The sequence below is a fragment of the Roseburia sp. OF03-24 genome (assembly GCF_003463035.1).
Lineage (GTDB): Bacteria > Bacillota > Clostridia > Lachnospirales > Lachnospiraceae > Roseburia > Roseburia rectibacter.
In genome coordinates, this window is the sequence record NZ_QSCK01000012.1 from 41,809 (window position 1) to 58,487 (window position 16,679).

Consider the following 16,679-nt stretch of genomic DNA (forward strand, 5'->3'; position numbering starts at 1 on the left):
TTTTGGTATAAATGCAATTTAAATTGCAATAAAGCAAATGTATCATAAGGATATCGGTTCTTGTGAAATGTACAGACACAAAACCAATGCGCGCGTACAAATACCAGAAGGAGAAAAATTTATGAATAAAAGAAATGTAAGACCCTTTTCAAAAAGGGATGAGATCGGATATGTGTTTGGAGATATGGCGGGCAGTTTTGTCAATTTATTTGTAGACGCATATTTTTTGACGTTTTGTACTTATGTGCTGGGAATCAGTCCGGCGTGGATGGGTTCCCTGTTCCTTGCAGCGAGACTCTGGGATGCAGTAAATGACCCGATCATGGGTTCTTTTCCGGACCGTTGGATGCTTGGAAAATCAGGAGATAAATTCAAACCGTGGATTAAAATTTTTATGATACCGCTGGCGTTGTCAGGTGTGCTTTGTTTTTCCAAAGTGCCGTTTGAAGGTGTTGCACTTCATGCGTGGGTCGCTTTTGTGTATGTCTTATATGGAATGAGCTATACCGGAACTTCCATGCCGTTTGGTGCGATGGCAAGTGTGGTCAGCACAGATCCGATTGACCGGAGTAAACTCTCAAGGGCAAGAAGTCTTGGCGGAACATTTGTGGGAATTGCAGCGTTATCCTTTGTGCCGGTAGTCTGTTTTGACAGCGAAAGCAACATTATCCCGGAAAGATTTACACTTCTGGCAGTTATTTTTGGAATTTTAAGTGTGGTCTGCTACTGCCTGCTGTTACATTTAACGACAGAGCGTGTGCGTGAGGAAAAGAAACAGAATACAGAAAAGTTCAATTATGGAAATGTGTTGAAAGCAGTCGTAAAAAATAGGCCACTGATCGGTGTCATGGTTGCAACCATTGGAAGTATGCTCTATATCACCGGTTCAAACCAGATTAGAAGTTATGTATTCAAAGAGTACTATGGAAATACCTCTGCAATGACTCTGCTTAGTCTTGCAAGTGTGCCGATCATTATCATCTGTTTCCCGCTTGTGCCAAAACTGGTTGCAAAGTTTGGAAAGAAAACGACATTGATGTTTGGCGTAATCAGCAGTACCGTGCTCAGTGTAATCATTTTTGCCGTAAAAATACCAAACGTTTATGTTTATTCGGTACTGAATGTACTGGCAATGATCGGACAGACCGTATTTACCATGCTGATCTGGGCGCTTGTCACAGACTGTCTGGATTACAGTGAGTGGAAGTTCCATGAGAGAAGTGATGGCTCGATGTATTCCCTTTATACGTTCAGCCGTAAAATCGGTTCCACCATTGCTTCCGCAGGTGTTTCCTTCGGACTCCAGGCGATCGGATATATTTCTGGAAATAATGTGGTGCAGTCAGATGCAACCATAAACAATATCTACATGTTAGTGGCATTGATCCCGGTGCTGACCTGTGTGCTGGAACTCATTGGTATCGGCGCAATCTTTAATCTGGATAAGGAACAGACCAAAGAAATGTATGCGGAATTAAAACAAAGACGTGAATAGTAAAGAGGAGATTAGATTGAAAAAAATTGATATTCATCTTCATCTGACATTACAGCAGTATCCGAAAACAGATACCATGTTCCTTTCCAGTGCGGCACAGATGCTGCCGCACTTAGAGGAACTTGGAATTGAACAGGGAATCGTGTTATCTTCCGGCGAACAGGAAAATGAGCAGATCCTGGTTGCAGCAAATGAGGAGTGTAAACGCATCTGTGAACAGTTCCCCAAGAAGTTCCACTGGATGTGCAATGTGGATGCAAAAAACCAGACAGATGTGTATAAACGGATCTTAGCCTGTAAAGAGAGCGGTGCGGTCGGAATCGGGGAACTGATGGTAAACCAGAGGCTGGATGCTCCATTTTTACAGAGTGTATTTGAGGTGGCAGAAGAATTAAAATTACCTGTTCTTTTTCACATGAGTCCGAAAGAGGGCTTTCAGTATGGGGTTGTGGACGGGCCGGGGCTCCCGCTGCTGGAGGAAAATTTAAAGCGTTATAAAGGATTAAAGTTCATCGGGCACAGTCAGCCATTCTGGCATGAAATTTCAAAAGATGCACCGGCGACCCCAAAGGAACGGATGAAATGGGGAGAGGAAGCTGTATGTCCCGGCGGCAGACTGCCATATCTGTTTGAAACCTATGAAAATTTATATGGAGATCTGTCCGCAAACAGTGGCGGATGTGCAATCATGCGTGACGAAGAATTTGGGCTGGCTTTTCTGGAAAAATATCAGGACCGGTTGCTGTTTGGAACAGATATGGCAAATTGTGAAATGACATTTCCGCTTGGAAACTGGCTGGATGAGCAGGAACACGCAGGAAGACTCAGCCGGAGTGCCTATGAAAAAATCTGCCGTACAAATGCAGAAAAATTATTTCACTTATAAGAAAAAAGAGGGAGAGCCGAAAACATACCACATCCCTCAAAAACAGGAGGAAACATATGAGAACAAGAATATTACCTAGAATGTTAAATGATGAGGTGGAAGAATATCTTTCCAGAAATGACATTATCATTGTACCGGTCGGAACGGTAGAGATGCACGGGGGATTTCCACTGGATTCAGAAACCACCATCAGTGAGGCATTTGCACTGGAGATGGCAGAGGCGTGTGACGGGCTGGTATTGACAGGACTTCCGTATTTTTACGCAGGCGCAACGGCAAGCGGCAGGGGAACCGTCCAGGTGAGTGTGCGGGAAGGAATCGACTATTTGATGGCGGTGGCAAAAAGCCTGTTGCGCCAGGGATTCAAACGCCAGATCTACATCAGTTTTCACGGCCCGGCACATATGACATGCAGTCCGATGGTGCGGGATTTCTTTGATGAGACCGGAGTGCCGATTTTATATATGGACCTCACCATGCAGATGATGAAAAATGCAAGGGATATTTTTACATCAATGGACAGTTTCCACGCAATTACAGTGGGAGCTTATCAGAAAATGAACCGATTAAGTGACGTGCCGCTCACAACGGAGTATGCGCATAACGAGCCGCAGTCCTGTGCCGGATTTGAGGATATTTTCGGACTGGCATATCAGAGTGCTGCGATCGGTTATTATTTTGGCGAGAAAAAAGACCACATGAGTACATCGGTCATTGCAGATGAAGCAGCGAGGGAAACACTTGCAAAAGAGGGTGTGGAAATCATTGAAAAATTGGTGGAGCGCATGGATATGAACCATATCGTAGCACAGATGAGGGAATTGGAGCATTATAACAGCGAAGTTGCAAAAAAATGCCCATGGGTTCCCTCTAACACTAAAACAGAGCGGTAGATTCTACTGCGGTTTCTGCGCATAAAGTTCCTTATATTCTTTGGGTGAGATGCCATACTCTTTTTTGAATGCACGAAAAAAACTGGTGTAATCTTTGAATCCGTACATCAGGTAGATTTTTGTGATATTTTCATTGCTGAGAATGGCATCCCTGCACATGGATAACCTTTTTTTAGTAATATACTGATGGACGGATATTCCAAAGTTATCCTTAAAAATATGGGAAATATGGTATTTGCTCACAAAAAAAGCTTTGGAGAGGCTGTCTAAGGAGAGATCCTCATCCAGATGAGATTCAATGTATTGCAGGATGCCGTCATACAGACCAGAGGCATCTTTGCGGGCTGCAGGATGTTCTGCCTCATAGACAGCCCGGTTGATGTGGAGCATCAGATCGTTCACGCAGAGCTCGATCTTGGCAGCTTTTCCAAAACGGTCCGCATGGATCTCCTCGATCAGCCGGAAAATCTTTGCGGAAAGCGCATTGAAAGCCACGACATCATAGTGATAAATAAAATGATGGGTATCCTGTGCATGTTCGATCAGATAAACATAGTCTTTGGATAATTCTTTCAGTTTCTGACAGTAATCCTGACTGATCCAGAAAACAAAACGCTGATAGGGAAGTGTTTCCCCCACACTGGACACATGGTGGTGAATACCAGGGGGAATGAAGACCATATCCCCCGGTTTCAGATGGTGATGTTCCTTTTCAATGGAGATCGTTACATTTCCCTCCAGAAAAAAATAGAATTCATAGTAATCGTGAGTGTGATCTGTCACGCCATAAAAGTGGTTGTCATTATAATAGTAAATTTCAAAATCTTTGGACAGCATATACTGTCGTTCATTAAAAGGAGACTGTAACTGTCTGCGCATGGTAAAATCCTCTGAAATATTTCAAATATAAGGAAAAAGTGACGATCTGATATAAAAAATTTACCACAGAATCGCAATTTTTGCAATGTGAACAACAAGCAACTCTATTGGATGTCTTAAGGGGATTCACTTATAATAAACATATCAAAAAACGTTGAACAATGGAGAAAGGAAAAGCTATGGAATTAAGTACACTTGGTTTAAAAGACAGGGCACAGTGGGAAGCAAAGGGATATCAGCTTCCGCAGTTTGACCGTGCAGCAGTAACAGAGGCAACCAGAGAAAATCCGTGCTGGATTCACTTTGGTGCAGGAAATATTTTCCGTGCATTTCAGGCAAATGTAATGCAGAATATCTTAAACAGAGGGGAAATGGAAACAGGCCTGATCGTAGCGGAAGGTTTTGATTATGAGATCATTGAAAAAATGAACCGTCCGCATGATGATTATTCCATTCTTGTCACATTAAAGGCAGATGGAAGCGTCGAAAAAACAGTTGTCGGTTCTGTTGTGGAGTCCTGTATCCTCGATTCGGAAAATGAGGGCGAGTATGGCAGATTAAAAGAGATTTTCTGCAAACAGTCCTTGCAGATGGTATCCTTTACCATCACAGAAAAGGGATACAGTCTGGTAAACGGAAAAGGAGAACTGCTTCCGGCAGTCGCTGCCGATTTTGCAGCCGGCCCGGAGAAACCTGCAAGCTATATCGGAAAAGTTGCATCTCTTTTATACACACGTTTTAAAAACGGACAGCTTCCGATCGCCATGGTATCCATGGACAACTGCTCCCATAACGGGGATAAATTATATGCGGCAATCCATACATTTGCCGAAAAATGGGCAGAAAACGGTCTTGCAGAGAAAGATTTTGTAAACTATATCAATGAAAGGGAAAAGGTTTCGTTCCCATGGTCTATGATCGATAAGATCACGCCGAGACCGGATGCTTCCGTGGAAGAGATCTTAAAGAAAGATGAGATCGATGGGCTTGATCCGGTCGTTACATCCAAAAACACCTATGTAGCTCCATTTGTGAATGCAGAGGAATGTGAATATTTAGTGATTGAGGACTGGTTCCCGAACGGACGCCCGGAGCTGGAAAAGGGCGGCATCATGTTTACCGACCGCGCAACCGTTGACAAGGTGGAAAAAATGAAAGTCTGCACCTGCTTGAATCCGCTTCACACGGCTCTTGCAGTGTTTGGCTGTCTGCTTGGCTACACAAAGATCTCCGATGAAATGAAAGATGCAGAGCTTCGGAAAATGGTGGAGAGAATCGGATATACCGAGGGACTTCCGGTCGTTGTGGATCCGGGTATCCTTGATCCGAAAGAGTTTATTGATACCGTGTTAAATGTCCGCATACCAAATCCGTTTATGCCGGATACACCACAGCGTATTGCCACAGATACTTCACAGAAACTTGCGATCCGCTTTGGAGAAACTGTGAAAAATTATCTTGCATCAAAAGATAAGGATATCAAAAACTTAAAACTGATCCCACTGGTATTTGCTGGATGGCTTCGGTATCTCATGGCAGTTGATGATAATGGCGAAAAATTTGAGTTAAGCCCGGATCCACTGCTTGAGACCGTCTGTCCGGTCGTTGCCGGTATCAAATTTGGTGATACAGATGTGGAAGGAATGATCCGGCCATTGCTGACAAACCGTACTATCTTTGGTGTGGATCTTTATGAGGCCGGTCTTGCCGGACTGACGGTGCAGTATTTTAAAGAACTGATCGCCGGGGTGGGCGCAGTGCGTGCTACTTTAAAGAAGTATGTATAGGCGCTGATTCTGATGCCAAACCATTTTTCCCTGCATATCTTATAGTACAGGATGTGAATTCCTGAAAAAAATATGCAGGAGGGAAAAATGCCAGATTTTAATGTGATAAAAATTGGATGTATTGTGGTGATCCTGCTTGTTTTACTGATTGCAGCAGTGATCATCACGGTAAAAAGAGAAAAAAGTAAGAGAAAAATACGCCGGATGTGTGCTGCAGAGAAAATTCAGCTTCTGAATGAACTCGCAGAACCATTCGGCTTTTGTTATGTGCCGTGTGAAGACGTGTTCACGTCGAGGGAAGATGCGTGGCAGAGAAAACAGGGGTATGAGGCGCTTTACGACAGGGCAGCAGTGGGAGCAGGCATGGTGTTTGATGCACTGCCTATCTATTTTGATTATGCTGGCGAAACATGGCTGATCGAATTCTGGAAGGGGCAGTATGGCATCAATACCGGAGGAGAGGTTGGCGTATATCATGCGGGAAAGGTCGTCCCGGAACGATATTACAGGATCGCCCATTTTGAGGCGGTGGAAGATCAGGATATGCCGTTTATCCAGTGCAGGCTAGACCGCAGGCGGAAAAAAGTTTATTTCCTGCAGAAGCGGCACTGGTGGCTGACCGGATTTGGGATGGGGACATTTTCGAGACCATCGGATCTGATATTGGTGACGACAATACGGTTTCAGAATGAATGCATGGCAGAAGCATTTTTTGAGGGATTAAAGCGGGCGAAAGGAAAAATACCGGGGAATAAATACCGGATCTGCCGCAATGAAGTTTATGTCAGAATGGATTTCTGTATGAAACACAAATTCTGTGCGTCCGTTTGGCGCTGCATGGTGCAGGCTTGGAACTGTTTCTGCTGTTTCCTTTACCGTCTGTTCACACATCCGTTTATTGCTACACCTGACCGTCTTTTATTTTTATACTATCAGCTTCCGTGGTGTTTGAAACATGCGTTTCGGATGCGGGGATGGAAGCATGGAAAATAAGAAAAGATATCCGCCCTTTTCCTGTCAGATGCGGATCGATAAAGCGCTTTCAGAAGCAGTCCATCTTCCGCTTAACAGTTGCAGTCGTTATATCATCATCAGCGACTGCCACCGGGGAGAGGGAGGGGCAAATGATAATTTCTTGAGAAACCAGCATCTGTATATGGCGGCGTTAAACTACTATATCGCGCATGGTTTTACCTATTTTGAACTCGGTGACGGGGAGGAATTGTGGGAAAACAGGCATCTTTCCCGCATTGAGGAGAGTCATCAGGATGTCTACTGCCGGTTTGAAACACTGCAGAAACAGTGCCGGATATACCGCATTTACGGAAATCACAATATGGAAATGAAAGGCATGTTAGGGGAAGCAATGATCTTAGATAACTGTGAGGGAGGCAGGGATATCTGCATGATCCACGGGCATCAGGCAGATTTTTTTAACTCAGTCTGCTGGAAATTATCCCGTTTTCTGGTGCGGTATTTCTGGAAACCGTTAGAGCATTTTGGCGTCAGTGATCCGACGAGTGCGGCGCGGAATTATAAAAAGACCTTAAAATATGAAAAATGTTTAGATAACTGGACAAAAGAGCATGACTGCTATCTGGCGGCCGGACATTCCCACCGTCCAAGGCTGCCGGCAGACGGCAGTCTGTACCTGAATGCCGGGAGCTGCGTGCATCCGTATGGCATTACTGGAATTGAAATCACAGATATGCAGCTTACACTGGTGAAATGGAAGATGGCGACGAGACCGGATCTGTCGCTTTTTGTAGCGCGCGAAGTGCTGATAGGACCGGTTGGTATTACCTGAATTTAAAGTACTTATAAGTACAGGTAATGAAAAGTTGACATAATATAGAAAAATACAAAAATTTTTGATTCCATGGAACTAAAAATCGGAAAAATCATTTGACGGAAACTGCATTTATGATAATATATATTCATTATATGGATAGTATCGGGTGTTTTCTTACACGCGAAAGTAAGTGGAGGTTCAGAAGAAAATGATTAAAGTTGTGAAATTTGGCGGCAGCTCTCTTGCAAGTGCAGAACAGTTTGCAAAGGTTGGTAAAATTATCAACGCAGATAAAGAGAGAAGATATGTAGTTCCGAGTGCACCGGGAAAAAGAAATTCCAAAGACACTAAGGTTACCGATATGTTATATGCATGTTATGACCTGGTGGAGGCAGATGAAGATTTCCGTGTGTCGCTTATGAAGATCAAAGACCGCTATGACACAATTATCAATGGTCTGAATCTGAAATTATCATTGGAAGATGAGTTTAAGAAAATTGCAGAAAATTTCAAAAATAAAGCCGGTGTGGATTATGCAGCTTCACGTGGAGAATATTTAAACGGTATCATCATGGCAAATTACCTTGGCTATGAGTTTGTAGATGCTGCAGAAGTGATTTTCTTTGATAAAGAGGGAAATTTTGATGCAGAAAAAACGGATAAGGTACTTGGCAAGCGTCTTGCAAAGATCGAGCGAGCAGTAATTCCTGGATTTTATGGTTCTAATCCGGATGGAAGTGTCCGTACATTTTCAAGAGGCGGTTCTGATATTACCGGATCTATCGTTTCAAGGGCTGTACATGCGTCCTGCTATGAGAACTGGACAGACGTATCCGGTTTTCTGGTTGCAGATCCAAGAATCATCGACCATCCGGAAACGATCAAGACGATCACTTACCGCGAGTTAAGAGAGCTTTCCTATATGGGAGCAAGTGTGCTGCATGAGGATGCGGTATTTCCGGTCCGCAAAGCCGGTATCCCGATCAACATCCGTAACACCAATGCACCGGATGATGCAGGAACTTGGATTGTTGAGAGTACCTGCCACCAGTCAAAATACACGATCACAGGTATTGCCGGAAAGAAAGGTTTTGTCTCCGTTAACATTGATAAAGATATGATGAACTCCGAAGTTGGTTTTGGAAGAAAAGTATTATCCGCATTTGAGGAAAATGGAATCTCATTTGAGCATATGCCATCCGGTATCGATACAATGACGATCTTTGTTCATCAGCCGGAGTTTGAGGGCAAAGAGCAGTCCGTGATCTCCGCGATCCATCGCCTTGCAAAGCCGGACAGCATTGAGTTAGAGGGAGATCTGGCATTGATAGCAGTCGTTGGACGTGGTATGAAATCTACCCGTGGAACTGCGGGAAGAATTTTCTCCGCACTTGCACACGCAAACATCAATGTCAAGATGATCGATCAGGGATCTTCTGAACTGAATATTATCATCGGTGTCAGCAATGCAGATTTTGAAAATGCGATCCGTGCGATCTATGATATTTTTGTAGTGACCCAGTTATAAAAAAGAAACCTGCGGCGGAACTTTATTTCCGGCTGCAGGAGAGTATATGCAGCGTAAAGCCAGAACTGCTGTGACACACAATGAAGGCGACACCGTATGGAATTCATTCATGCGATGCCGCCTTCTAAGATATCTCGTCCATGGGACTCTACCTCGATTCATTTGTATTTTTCTGAGCTTGTCTCAGATTTGTCTGTACTTCTTCGCTTTCTCTTCAATCCGGATCTGTTATTCTTATGACTTCTGACATCGTATCATATCTGAGAATCTTGTCTGATACTGATTCATAAATCCTTTCTTAGGATCGTCATGTTTTCTTTCCTCTTTTGAATGAAAAAACGAATGCGTTTACGTTTTTGGTGGTCCGTACCTCTCTTTCTTAGTATCGTTTGGTGTAAATTGTTATCTTTCTGGTGGTCTGTACCTCTTTTCTTTTAGTATCGTTTGAGGTAAATCATTATGTTTCCGGTGGTCTGTACCTTCCTTTCTGATTGTTTCTTCTGCAATCGTTTTGTTTTTTTCTTATCTCTTTTGTTATTTTGTAATTTGATTATATCTGATAAAAATATATTTGTCAATAAAAAAATAGAAAAAAAGTAAAAAAAATAAAAACTAAGAAATAATTGCGTAAAAATAAAGAAAAATTCAGAATATTACAACAAAAGAAACAAAGGCGGGAATGAATATCTGGATAAAAATAGAAAGAATAACAGAAGAAAGAAAACAACAAGGAACAGCAGGAACAAATGGTTCATATAATAATGTAAAGGGAGCGTAAAGGAGTTTGCATGGACGGACAGACAATTCTTCTGATCAGTGATATGCGTCAGGTTTATCTTGCTGAGATATTGACAAAAAAGGGTTATAACGTGCGCTGCCTTGATATCAGAAATCGTGAGACGGCATTGCAGCAGTTAGAGAAGCTGAAACGTTTTCTGGATAAGGCAGATGTACTGATTCTTCCAATCCCGGTGCAGAAGGTACCGGAACAGGAACTTTTTTATGATATATTAAATAAAAATCTGCAAAAGAAAACACTTGTGATGGGAGGATGTTTTTCGAAAGAGCAGAGAGCGCTATTAACAGGAAGAGATATTCATTTTCTGGATTTTATGGAAGATACAGTTGTGACAGAGGAGAATGCCGTGGCAACAGCAGAGGGAACGATCGCACAACTGGTGGAAAAAAGTCCGTATAATATTGATGAGGCAAAAGTGCTTGTGACCGGGTACGGATATTGCGGAAAGGCGATCGCGAAAAGACTAGGAGCACTCAGAGCGCGTGTGACGGTGCTTGCAAGAAGGAGGGAAGTACGAAAGGCAGCAAAAGAAGATGGTTTCTATGCGGTAGATTTTGCATTTGGGCCGGAGGAGGCAATGGGAGCTGCAATGGTTGTCAATACGGTTCCGGCGCTTGTCATCACAGAAAAGATCATAAAAGAACTTCCAAGAGATGCTTATATTGTGGATATTGCATCGGGGGAGGGCGGCACGGATTTTGCTTGTGCAAGGGAATATGGTATCCATGCAGATCATGTGCTTGGAATCCCAGGAAAATATGCGCCAAAAGAGAGTGCATATATATTAGAGCGTTCTGTGGAACGTTTTATTTTACAGCAAAAACAGGGGGAAAAGATTTGATGGATTTTGATAAATATAATATTGGTTTTGGGATCACAGGTTCCTTCTGTACATTTGCAAAAGCGAAAAAAGAGGTGGAGTTTCTTTGCGGGATGGGAGCAAATGTGATCCCGATTTTCTCATTTCAGGCACAGACCTGTGATACCAGATTTGGAAGTGCAAAAGAATATGTGGAAGAAATATGTGAGATTACCGGAAATGAAGGGATACGCTCTATCTGTGCCGCAGAGCCGATCGGACCGAATAATTTTCTCGATATTATGGTGATCGCACCCTGTACCGGCAATACCGCAGCAAAACTGACCGGAGGAATCATTGATACACCGGTACTGATGGCGGCAAAGGCACATATGCGGAACGGAAAACCGCTTGTCATTGCGATTTCCACAAATGATGCCCTTGGAGCAGGTTTTAAAAATATCGGTATGTTGATGAATATGAAAAATATTTATTTTGTGCCGTTTGGACAGGATAATTATAAGAGCAAACCAAATTCCATGGTTGCGAAGATGGAACTGCTTCCGGAAACAATTGAGGCGGCATTGCAGGGCAGACAGATCCAGCCGGTGCTGCAGGAGCCGTAAAAGAGTATAAAAAGACTGGCACATTTATGAGTTGTTTCATCATAAAAGTGCCAGCTTATTCATGACTATAGAATGTTTGTGGCATTCTCTTATATTCATACCAGATAACAGAAAGGTATATCGGAGGTCTTATGCGTTTTTGGATGCCTCTAATGCCTCACGGCATGCTTTTGCAAGCTGGTCGCCACAGGAAGTAGGACGTCCGCCACAGCGGATGCCGCCGATTTTTTCTTCTACCTGTTCAACGGTAAGACCTTCCACTAATTTTGGGATTGCCTGCAGATTACCGTTGCATCCACCGGTAAACTTTACGTTGTGGACAACATTTCCATCCAGTTCTAAGTCGATCTGTGTGGAGCAGGTTCCTTTTGTTTTATAAGAATAAGTCATATCAGATTCCTCCTTTGTTATAGATCATAGTCTGTGTGCCGTCGCAGAAACTGCGATTCAGTAAGAGTATAAACACAAGTGTGCAGCAGTGCAAGGACTTTTTTATGTAAGCGGAAAATTCGTTGAAATTCCCGCTTACATAAAAAAAACCTCCGGACAGGATTCTTTCTAACGTTAATAAAAAATTCACAAAACGTTTACCCCTATTTTGGTTGTGGTAATACAGGAAAAGTGTTACAATGACAATATTGTGCAAGGTTTAGCCTGTAAAAGGACTTGCAAATTTGAGAAATAGCCAGGAATAGGAGTTTTTATGAGCGCATTTACAAAGTTATTCGGAACGCACAGCGAACGCGAGTTAAAAAGAATTTATCCACTCGTTGATAAAGTGGAGTCATACCGTGACGCTATGGGAGCGCTGTCCGATGAAGAATTAAGAGACAAGACGAAAGAATATAAAGAGAGACTGGAAAAAGGAGAGACACTTGATGATCTTCTTCCGGAGGCATATGCAACTGTCCGTGAAGCAGCAAAGCGTGTACTTGGAATGGAACACTACCGTGTACAGATCATTGGTGGTATTATCTTACATCAGGGCCGTATCGCAGAGATGAAGACTGGTGAAGGTAAGACACTTGTTTCTACGCTTCCTGCATACTTGAACGCCTTAGAGGGCAAGGGTGTGTGCATTGTAACAGTTAACGATTACCTTGCAAAGCGTGACTCTGAGTGGATGGGACAGGTTCATGAGTTCCTTGGCTTAAAAGTCGGAGTAGTTTTAAACTCCATGACCAATGATGAGCGCCGTGAGGCATATAACTGCGATATCACCTATGTAACAAACAATGAGCTCGGATTTGATTATCTGAGAGACAACATGGTTATTTATAAGGAACAGCTTGTTCAGAGAGGTCTTCATTATGCGATCATCGATGAGGTCGATTCCGTATTGATCGACGAGGCACGTACACCGCTTATCATTTCCGGACAGAGCGGCAAATCCACCCGTCTTTATGAGGCTTGTGACATCTTAGCACAGCAGATGAAACGTGGCGAGGATGTACCGGAGTATTCCAAGATGGATGCTATTATGGGTATCGAGCAGGAAGAAACAGGTGATTTCCTTGTCAATGAGAAGGACAAGGTTGTCAGCCTGACACAGGAGGGTGTGAAAAAAGTTGAGCAGTTCTTCAAGATCGGTAACCTTGCAGATGCAGAAAATCTTGAGATCCAGCACAATGTGATTCTTGCGCTGCGTGCACACAACCTGATGTTCCGCGATCAGGATTACGTTGTAAAAGATGATGAGGTACTGATCGTTGATGAGTTTACCGGACGTATCATGCCGGGACGCCGTTATTCGGATGGTCTGCATCAGGCAATCGAGGCAAAAGAGCATGTAAAAGTAAAACGTGAGAGCAAGACTCTTGCAACGATCACGTTCCAGAACTTCTTTAATAAATTTGACAAAAAATCCGGTATGACAGGTACGGCACTGACTGAGGAAAAAGAGTTCCGTGATATCTATGGCATGGATGTTATCGAGATCCCGACCAACAGACCGGTCATCCGTGTGGACAAACAGGATGCTGTTTATAAGACAAAGAAAGAAAAATATCATGCAGTTGTCGAGGAAGTAAAAGCTGCCCACGCAAAGGGACAGCCGGTACTGGTTGGTACGATCACGATCGATGTATCTGAGACGATCAGTGCGATGTTAAAGAGAGAGGGAATCCCACATACTGTTTTGAATGCGAAGTTCCATGAGCTTGAGGCTGAAATCGTAGCCGCAGCAGGACAGCACGGTGCGGTAACGATCGCTACAAATATGGCTGGTCGTGGTACGGATATTAAACTGGATGATGATGCAAAAGAGGCTGGCGGATTAAAAGTTATTGGTACAGAGCGCCATGAGTCAAGACGTATTGATAATCAGCTGCGTGGACGTTCCGGACGTCAGGGAGATCCGGGTGAATCCCAGTTCTTCATTTCCCTGGAAGATGATCTGATGCGTCTGTTCGGTTCAGAAAAGCTGATGGATATCTTTAATACACTGGGTGTTCCTGAAAATGAACAGATCCAACATAAGATGTTAACCTCTGCGATCGAGAAAGCGCAGACAAAGATTGAGGGTAACAACTTTGGTATCCGTAAGAATCTTCTTGAGTATGATCAGGTTATGAACGATCAGAGAGAGATCATTTATGCAGAGCGTATGCGTGTATTAAACGGAGAGAACATGCGTGATGTGATTTTCAAGATGATCACAGACCGTGTTGAGAGCTGTGTGGATACCTGCATTTCTTCTGAGCTGCCGAAAGAAGAGTGGGATTTAAACGAGTTAAATCAGCTTCTGACAGATATTATCCCATTAGAGCCTGTAAATGCTGCTGATGTGGACAGTGTTAAGAACAACAAAGAATTAAAACATCTCTTAAAAGAGCGTGCAGTGAAACTGTATGAGGCAAAAGAGACAGAATTCCCGGAGCCGGAGCAGTTCCGTGAATTAGAGCGTGTAGTACTGTTGAAAGTCATCGACCGCAAGTGGATGGATCATATTGATGATATGGATCAGCTTCGTCAGGGTATCGGCTTACAGGCATACGGACAGAGAGATCCGCTGGTTGAATACAAGATGGCAGGATTTGATATGTTTGACGATATGATCGCCAACATTCAGGAAGATACAGTCCGTCTGCTGTACCATGTCAAGATCGAGCAGAAGGTAGAGCGCGAGCAGGTTGCGAAAGTAACCGGTACTAATAAGGATGAAACGGCAACCAATACACCAAAGAAACGTGCGGCTGCTAAAGTATATCCAAATGATCCGTGCCCATGTGGTTCCGGTAAAAAATACAAACAGTGCTGTGGAAGAATGGCATAAAATTAAAAAATAATAAAAAAGCGTCATGTTTATGGAGTGATTCATAGATGTGGCGCTTTTTACTTTATAGGATGAGCTGCTTAGCAGACGGGGGGCGCTAAATTGTGGTTTGCTGAGGCATGCGTCGCCCACCTAAATGGTGTTTCGTAGGTTTGTGAGTGGCATCTTGCGCAAAGCCGGAGTAATTTTGGTTCCGTTGTACGAAAATAAGAAAAGTCTAAGTGTGTCTGAGTTAGATTTTCGCGAAGTGACGTGAACGGCAACAACGAGTCATCCATGACTCGATGCTGCCTTGTTCTGCCATCCATGGCAGAACATCACTGTGTAACTACAGACACACTAAGATTTTCTAATTTTCTCCCAAAGTCACAAAATCAGCTTCGGCTTTGCGCAAGATGCCAGCTGTCAGGTTGTGAACACCATTTGAGTGGGAGGTTCATCTCAAAACTGGGGCGTAGGTGTGGATTTTTGATATTCGCACGAATGAAAATATGCTTAAAATCCTAAGGTGCTGTATCATTGATATTCAGCCTGATGACTTGCTAGAATCTTAATCTGCTGTATTGTTATCAAACAGTATAGTCCACTACACCTCACTTTTCCGCTTTGCAGACTAAAAATTCATTCTGCATTATTTTGCTTAACAGCAGTTTTAAAATACAATAATAGTTTCATAAATCACCAGACTAATAACGCAGAATATTTTTTAATCAGATTCACACATAAAACACTAAAAATTTACGCACTACCCAAGGTTGTAAAATGAGTTCCCCAGCGAAGGGTGGTTCACAACCTTGCGGCTGGCAAATCGCATCAAACCGGGACTTGTTTTGTGACTTTGGAAGAAAATTAGGCAATCTTAGTCTGCCTGTTCGTAACACAGTGTTGTGCTGCCATGGACGGCAGCACAAGTCCTAATGTGCCCGGACGGCACATTTAGGACGCACACGTCACTCCACCACAACCTAAGCAGGCAGACCTAGATTGCCTTATTTTCGGACAACGGAACAAAACAGTCCCGGCTTGATGCAATTTGCCAATCGTAACACCCCCAGAACCACCCTACACAGGGAAACTCACATCACAACCACAAATCATCATTTGATGAGTATCTTCTATAATAGAAGAAACACAAAAAGTGAAAAAAGTACTTGCATTTCTGCAAATCATCGTGTATACTAAGCATTGCTGTGACATTGATAGCGTAGAAGCGTGAGGTTGCTGCCGATATGGCAGGTTTTCCGTGGAGCGAATGTCAAGTTAGGAAACTGGCGACAAGTCACTGTATACGAGTAACATCTACAAAGTAGAAACAACGTGCGGGCAGACCGGAAGGCTGTCAGAAGAACTTTAAGCATTCGATGGTGCAAAGAAGTTTCTTTTTATGGGTAAAAGCTCATGATACGCACGGGAATGTGTGCAGTCACCGCTTGTCGTACCAAAGCGAGTTTATCGCTTGCAAAAGTGCGAAAAGGAGGCGACTTTTTTTATGGCAAGTCAAGTAATGAGAATCACATTAAAAGCTTATGATCACGAATTAGTAGATTCATCAGCAAAAAAAATCATCGAGACTGTAAAGAAGAACGGATCACAGGTGAGCGGACCGGTACCTCTTCCTACTAAGAAGGAAGTAGTTACTATCTTAAGAGCTACTCACAAATATAAGGATTCCCGCGAGCAGTTCGAGCAGAGAACTCATAAAAGACTGATCGATATCGTAACACCAACTCAGAAAACAGTTGATGCTTTATCTCGTTTAGAGATGCCGGCTGGTGTATACATCGATATCAAAATGAAGAACAAATAATTCTTCAAACAAATTTGTTAATATCCTGAAGGGTTTTATATAGAAGCAAAGAATGTTCGGCATCAGCCTCCATTCTATGTGGTTTTCCACATCCACTTATATGGACTTTCTAGG

The 16,679-nt window shown here is 43.1% G+C and carries 13 protein-coding genes; 11 read left to right on the forward strand and 2 right to left on the reverse strand.

Features of this window, described 5'->3' with window-relative positions; all coding sequences use genetic code 11:
* Positions 1-121: 121 nt before the first annotated feature.
* From DXA60_RS07690 to DXA60_RS07700, 3 genes are read left to right on the forward strand one after another with little or no spacing between them, the layout of a single operon-like run.
* The gene (locus tag DXA60_RS07690) at positions 122-1,495 is read left to right on the forward strand and encodes an MFS transporter (protein ID WP_186900052.1); all 1,374 of its coding nucleotides are present in this window, start codon (positions 122-124) and stop codon (positions 1,493-1,495) included.
* Between the two features lie 16 nt (positions 1,496-1,511).
* The gene (locus DXA60_RS07695) at positions 1,512-2,381 is read left to right on the forward strand and encodes an amidohydrolase family protein (RefSeq protein ID WP_117920724.1); all 870 of its coding nucleotides are present in this window, start codon (positions 1,512-1,514) and stop codon (positions 2,379-2,381) included.
* A gap of 56 nt (positions 2,382-2,437) precedes the next feature.
* Positions 2,438-3,274 carry a creatininase family protein gene (locus tag DXA60_RS07700; RefSeq protein ID WP_117920725.1) on the forward strand — a complete coding sequence of 279 codons (837 nt, stop codon included), beginning with the start codon at positions 2,438-2,440 and terminating at the stop codon, positions 3,272-3,274.
* Between the two features lie 3 nt (positions 3,275-3,277).
* Here the strand turns inward: DXA60_RS07700 and DXA60_RS07705 are convergent, their stop codons facing one another.
* Positions 3,278-4,153 carry a helix-turn-helix transcriptional regulator gene (locus DXA60_RS07705; RefSeq protein WP_006856715.1) on the reverse strand — a complete coding sequence of 292 codons (876 nt, stop codon included), beginning with the start codon at positions 4,151-4,153 and terminating at the stop codon, positions 3,278-3,280.
* Between the two features lie 179 nt (positions 4,154-4,332).
* Between DXA60_RS07705 and DXA60_RS07710 the strand changes: the two genes are divergently transcribed.
* From DXA60_RS07710 to DXA60_RS07735, 6 genes are all read left to right on the forward strand, one after another.
* Positions 4,333-5,940: a mannitol dehydrogenase family protein gene (locus tag DXA60_RS07710; RefSeq protein ID WP_117920726.1), complete on the forward strand. Its 1,608-nt coding sequence runs from the start codon at positions 4,333-4,335 to the stop codon at positions 5,938-5,940.
* Positions 5,941-6,027: 87 nt separating this feature from the next.
* Positions 6,028-6,933 carry a DUF4474 domain-containing protein gene (locus tag DXA60_RS07715; protein WP_243006814.1) on the forward strand — a complete coding sequence of 302 codons (906 nt, stop codon included), beginning with the start codon at positions 6,028-6,030 and terminating at the stop codon, positions 6,931-6,933.
* The gene (locus tag DXA60_RS07720; protein ID WP_117920728.1) at positions 6,923-7,747 is read left to right on the forward strand and encodes a metallophosphoesterase family protein; all 825 of its coding nucleotides are present in this window, start codon (positions 6,923-6,925) and stop codon (positions 7,745-7,747) included. The genes DXA60_RS07715 and DXA60_RS07720 overlap by 11 nt, the downstream gene beginning before the upstream one ends.
* A 193-nt stretch (positions 7,748-7,940) precedes the next feature.
* Positions 7,941-9,260: an aspartate kinase gene (locus DXA60_RS07725; protein ID WP_117920729.1), complete on the forward strand. Its 1,320-nt coding sequence runs from the start codon at positions 7,941-7,943 to the stop codon at positions 9,258-9,260.
* 788 nt (positions 9,261-10,048) lie between these two features.
* Entirely contained in the window at positions 10,049-10,900 is an 852-nt protein-coding gene (locus DXA60_RS07730) for a dipicolinate synthase subunit DpsA (RefSeq protein ID WP_117920730.1), read from the forward strand.
* On the forward strand, positions 10,900-11,484 hold the full coding sequence (locus DXA60_RS07735) for a dipicolinate synthase subunit B (RefSeq protein WP_117920731.1): 585 nt from the start codon (positions 10,900-10,902) through the stop codon (positions 11,482-11,484). Before DXA60_RS07730 ends, DXA60_RS07735 begins: the two co-directional genes overlap by 1 nt.
* Positions 11,485-11,613: 129 nt before the next feature.
* Here the strand turns inward: DXA60_RS07735 and DXA60_RS07740 are convergent, their stop codons facing one another.
* The gene (locus DXA60_RS07740) at positions 11,614-11,874 is read right to left on the reverse strand and encodes a TIGR03905 family TSCPD domain-containing protein (protein WP_117920732.1); all 261 of its coding nucleotides are present in this window, start codon (positions 11,872-11,874) and stop codon (positions 11,614-11,616) included.
* Positions 11,875-12,187: 313 nt separating this feature from the next.
* Between DXA60_RS07740 and secA the strand changes: the two genes are divergently transcribed.
* The gene (gene secA, locus DXA60_RS07750) at positions 12,188-14,758 is read left to right on the forward strand and encodes a preprotein translocase subunit SecA (protein WP_117920734.1); all 2,571 of its coding nucleotides are present in this window, start codon (positions 12,188-12,190) and stop codon (positions 14,756-14,758) included.
* A gap of 1,489 nt (positions 14,759-16,247) precedes the next feature.
* Positions 16,248-16,565, forward strand: coding sequence for a 30S ribosomal protein S10 (rpsJ, locus tag DXA60_RS07755; RefSeq protein ID WP_015560093.1), 318 nt, complete (start codon positions 16,248-16,250; stop codon positions 16,563-16,565).
* Positions 16,566-16,679: the final 114 nt, after the last annotated feature.

Coding starts and splice junctions, on each gene's coding strand:
- DXA60_RS07690 (WP_186900052.1), top strand. CDS start 122: ATGAATAAAAGAAATGTAAGACCCTTTTCAAAAAGGGATGAGATCGGA.
- DXA60_RS07700 (WP_117920725.1), top strand. CDS start 2,438: ATGAGAACAAGAATATTACCTAGAATGTTAAATGATGAGGTGGAAGAA.
- DXA60_RS07705 (WP_006856715.1), bottom strand. CDS start 4,153: ATGCGCAGACAGTTACAGTCTCCTTTTAATGAACGACAGTATATGCTG.
- DXA60_RS07710 (WP_117920726.1), top strand. CDS start 4,333: ATGGAATTAAGTACACTTGGTTTAAAAGACAGGGCACAGTGGGAAGCA.
- DXA60_RS07715 (WP_243006814.1), top strand. CDS start 6,028: ATGCCAGATTTTAATGTGATAAAAATTGGATGTATTGTGGTGATCCTG.
- DXA60_RS07720 (WP_117920728.1), top strand. CDS start 6,923: ATGGAAAATAAGAAAAGATATCCGCCCTTTTCCTGTCAGATGCGGATC.
- DXA60_RS07725 (WP_117920729.1), top strand. CDS start 7,941: ATGATTAAAGTTGTGAAATTTGGCGGCAGCTCTCTTGCAAGTGCAGAA.
- DXA60_RS07730 (WP_117920730.1), top strand. CDS start 10,049: ATGGACGGACAGACAATTCTTCTGATCAGTGATATGCGTCAGGTTTAT.
- DXA60_RS07735 (WP_117920731.1), top strand. CDS start 10,900: ATGGATTTTGATAAATATAATATTGGTTTTGGGATCACAGGTTCCTTC.
- DXA60_RS07740 (WP_117920732.1), bottom strand. CDS start 11,874: ATGACTTATTCTTATAAAACAAAAGGAACCTGCTCCACACAGATCGAC.
- secA (WP_117920734.1), top strand. CDS start 12,188: ATGAGCGCATTTACAAAGTTATTCGGAACGCACAGCGAACGCGAGTTA.
- rpsJ (WP_015560093.1), top strand. CDS start 16,248: ATGGCAAGTCAAGTAATGAGAATCACATTAAAAGCTTATGATCACGAA.